Genomic DNA, 3,708 nt, shown 5'->3' with positions numbered 1-3,708 from the left:
GGCCGCTGGCCGGCAACCGCATGAATTCTGCAGTGCCCGAGCTGCCGGCCAGCGGCCGGCACTACCAGACAGTTGGATCAACCGCGCGCGGCCCACCACACGCGCAGCAACGTGCGCACCGGGGTGGCTTCGATTGGCTTGCCTGCGGCCTGGGCGGCAACGCGGGCGCGCGCCAGGCTCGACCACACGCGCCGCGGGCGCGGGCCCGGCACGCGGCTGCCCCATCCTTTCAGCAGGTACTGGGCCCAGCGCTGCGCGGCCGTGCTGGAATCCTCATCCAACAGGCTGCGCGGCACACCGGCCACGCCGGCGTCCTGCAGGCGCTGGGCCAGGGTCTGCAGCTGCACCGCACGACCGGCGCCGGTGCGCGGCTTGTCGGCAAACAAGGCCGCTTCCACTGCGGCCACGGCCTCGGCGTAATTGGCCAGCGCACGCTCGGCAGCGGCTGCATCCAACGCAACGGTACGCGCCTCAACGAGGTCCGGCAGCGCTTCGGCCAGTTGCACCCACGGCGCACGCACCGGCTCCAGCAGACGGCCCAGTGGATGGCGCGAACGATGCCCTGCCCAGCTGCGCAGCTCCTCGCCCCACCACGCCAGCTTGGCATCGGCGGGCAGCGGATCGCCGCTGGTGTTGAGCATGTCGTCGAACTCCTGCAGCAGCGCAAACCACGCCACTGCGAGCTCGCGTTGCGGTTCGGCCACGAACGGGGCGGCCACCGACCATTCCGGCCAACGGCTGCGCCACTTGTCGAGGAAACTGTCCAGCGCGGTACTGCTCACTACGGGATTCCTTACGGCTGGGCCGGGGCTGCCGGCCGGGTCGGCCAGAGACTGGCCAGTTGCAGAAGTTCAGCGTTCTCGACCAGCACGTCGGCCTGCCAGGCCAGCGGATCGTCGCTGTGCAGGCGGTAGCCCCACAGCGCCGCCACCGACGGCATCGCGGCAGCACGTGCAGCGATGATGTCGCGCTCGTCATCACCCACGTACACGCAGTCTTCGGCGGCCATGCCAATGGCCTGCGCAGCGTGCAGCAGTGGAAGCGGGTGCGGCTTGCGCTCGGCCAGGCTGTCACCGCCGACCAGCACCGCGCAGCGCTGCTGCCAACCATGCTGCGGCAGGATCAGGCGCGCCAGGTACTCCGGCTTGTTGGTGACGATGCCCCATACCGTACCGGCCTCATCCAGCGCGGCGAGCATGCCGGCCACGCCGTCGAACAGCACCGCGTACTGGCCGATCAGCGCTTCGTAGCGCTGCAGGAATTCCGGGATCAATGCATCGCGCGCAGCGGCATCCAGGTCCGGGAAAGCGGCCCCGACCATCGCGCGCGAGCCCTTGGAGACCACCGGCCGCAGCTGCGCCGGATCGACCGCTGCCCGGCCCCGCTCGGCCAGCATCGCATTGCAGGTGGCAACGAAGTCCGGCGCGCTGTCCAGCAACGTGCCATCCAGGTCGAACAGCACCGCACGCGGGAAGCGGGCGGAGGTCATGCCGGCTTGACCGCGTAGGCCAGGTAGTTGATGTCGGTGCGGCTGCTCAGGCGGGCATGGTTGCGCCACGGCTCGTAGGCCATGCCGCTGACATCCACCAGCTGCAGGTCGGCCTCGCGCAGCCAGCGCGCCAGCTCGGCCGGCTTGATGAATTCCTGGTAGTGGTGGGTGCCCCTGGGCAGCAGCCGCGCCACGTACTCGGCGCCGACAATCGCCACCGCGAAGGCGGCCGCGGTGCGGTTGATGGTCGACAGGAACAGGTGGCCGCCCGGCTTCAGCAGGCGCTTGCAGGCGTCGATGATCGCGCCCGGGTCTGGCACGTGCTCCAGCATTTCCATGCAGGTGAGCACATCGAAACTGCCCGGCTGCTCGGCGGCCAGATCCTCGGCGGCCTGCACGCGGTAGTCGACCTTGGCGCCGCTTTCCAGCGCATGCAGGCGCGCGACCTTCACCAGTTCCGGGGCCAGGTCGATGGCGGTGACGTCGGCGCCGGCCTGCGCCAGTGCTTCGCTCAGCAGTCCGCCACCGCAGCCGATGTCGAGCACGCGCGCGCCACGCAACGGCACGCGGTCGGCGACGTACTTCAGGCGTACCGGGTTCAGCGCATGCAGCGGCTTCTGCGGGCCGTCAGCATCCCACCAGCGGTTGGCCAGCGCGGCGAACTTGTCCAGCTCGGCCTGATCGAAATTGGAGGAAGCGTGGGGGGCAGTCATGAGGGGTCCTTGCGGCGCCAGGGATCAGGCGCGGATATGACGGATACGCTCGCGCCACTGGCGCGCGTTGGCGATGATGCCCGGCAGGTCCATGCCGACCAGCTCGCGCTGCACCAGCTTCGGCTTGCCGGCGATCCAGACGTCGCTGACCTGCTGGCGGCCGGTGGCATACACCAGCTGCGACAGCACGTTGTGCAGCGGCTGGGTTTCCAGCGCCGACAGGTCGACACAGACCAGGTCGGCCTGCTTGCCGACTTCGATCGAACCGATGCGGTCAGCAAAGCCCAGCGCACGGGCACCGCCCAGCGTCGCTGCGCGCAGCGTGGTGGCCGCGTCCAGCGCGGTGGCATCATCGGCCACGGCCTTGGCCAGGATCGCTGCGGTACGGTTCTCGCTGAACATGTCCAGATCGTTGTTGCTGGCGCAGCCATCGGTGCCGATCGCCAGGTTCACACCGGCGCGCTGCAGGGCGCAGGCCGGGCAGAAGCCGGAGGCCAGCTTCAGGTTCGATTCGGGGCAATGCACGACGCTGACGCCGCGTTCGGCGCACAGGTGGATTTCCGCATCGGTCAGCTGAGTCATGTGCACCGCGATCAGGCGGTCGTTGACCAGGCCAAGGCGATCCAGCCGCGCCAGCGGGCGCTGGCCGTGCAGCTTGATCGAATCGTTGATCTCCTGCGCGGTCTCGTGGGTGTGCAGGTGCACCTGCATGTCGAGCTGGTCGGACAGCATACGCACCCGCTCGAAGTTGGCATCGTTGACCGTGTACGGCGCATGCGGCGCGAACGCGGTCCCGATCAGCGGATCGGTGCGCCACTGGTCGTGCAGTTCACCAGCCTTGGCGAAGTATTCGTCATCGGTCCTGGCCCAGGCGGTGGGGAAATCGATGATGACCGCGCCGACCAGCGCGCGGAAACCGTGCTTCTTGTAGACCGCGGCCTGCACGTCGCCGAAGAAGTAGTTCTCGTTGGCGCAGGTGGTGCCGCCGCGCAGCATCTCGGCGATGGCCAGGGTGGTGCCGTCGGCCACGAATTCCGGCCCGATCACGGCCGCTTCCACCGGCCAGATGTGCTGCTGCAGCCAGGTCATCAGCGGCAGGTCGTCGGCGACGCCGCGCAGCAGGGTCATCGGGTTGTGCGTGTGCGCGTTGACCAGGCCCGGCATCAGCGCCGACTCGGGGCGGCTGACCACCTGCGCGGCACGGAAGCGTGCGCGCGCCTCGGCACGCGGCAGGATGGCCACGATCTCGCTGCCACGCACGGCAACGGCATGGTCTTCCAGCACCACCGCATGCGGCTCGATCGGAACGACATGACCGGCTTCGATGAGCAGGTCGCAGGCTTCGGGGAGGTGCGGGCTATCGCTCATGCGGGCTCACTGGCTGGGGGGCGGCGAGATACTTCTGGGGACACGCCCCTGGGTCAGGGGCTGCCGCGAAGCGGCGGGGTCTGGAGACCCGTGAAGCGGGGCCCATGATCTGCCGAAGCAGATCATGGGAGCGCCCCC

Annotated in this window: 4 protein-coding genes; all 4 read right to left on the bottom strand. The window is 69.2% G+C overall.

Features of this window, described 5'->3' with window-relative positions; genetic code table 11:
• Positions 1-77 precede the first annotated feature (77 nt).
• The 4 genes from ABGA94_RS20365 to ABGA94_RS20350 are packed head-to-tail and all read right to left on the bottom strand — an operon-like array spanning position 78 to position 3,570.
• A complete protein-coding gene (locus ABGA94_RS20365; RefSeq protein ID WP_111127511.1) occupies positions 78-782 on the bottom strand; it encodes a squalene/phytoene synthase family protein in 705 nt (234 codons plus the stop codon).
• Positions 783-793: 11 nt separating this feature from the next.
• On the bottom strand, positions 794-1,489 hold the full coding sequence (locus tag ABGA94_RS20360; protein WP_005417733.1) for a phosphoglycolate phosphatase: 696 nt from the start codon (positions 1,487-1,489) through the stop codon (positions 794-796).
• The gene (ubiG, locus tag ABGA94_RS20355; protein ID WP_053500538.1) at positions 1,486-2,202 is read right to left on the bottom strand and encodes a bifunctional 2-polyprenyl-6-hydroxyphenol methylase/3-demethylubiquinol 3-O-methyltransferase UbiG; all 717 of its coding nucleotides are present in this window, start codon (positions 2,200-2,202) and stop codon (positions 1,486-1,488) included. Before ubiG ends, ABGA94_RS20360 begins: the two co-directional genes overlap by 4 nt.
• A gap of 24 nt (positions 2,203-2,226) precedes the next feature.
• Complete coding sequence (locus tag ABGA94_RS20350; protein ID WP_053500540.1) at positions 2,227-3,570, bottom strand: TRZ/ATZ family hydrolase; 1,344 nt, start codon at positions 3,568-3,570, stop codon at positions 2,227-2,229.
• Positions 3,571-3,708: the final 138 nt, after the last annotated feature.

The organism is Stenotrophomonas sp. 3diitr2024 (assembly GCF_042136455.1).
GTDB classification, from domain to species: domain Bacteria; phylum Pseudomonadota; class Gammaproteobacteria; order Xanthomonadales; family Xanthomonadaceae; genus Stenotrophomonas; species Stenotrophomonas sepilia.
Note: the sequence above shows the minus strand (reverse complement) of the source record. Positions and strands in the feature narration are given on the sequence as shown.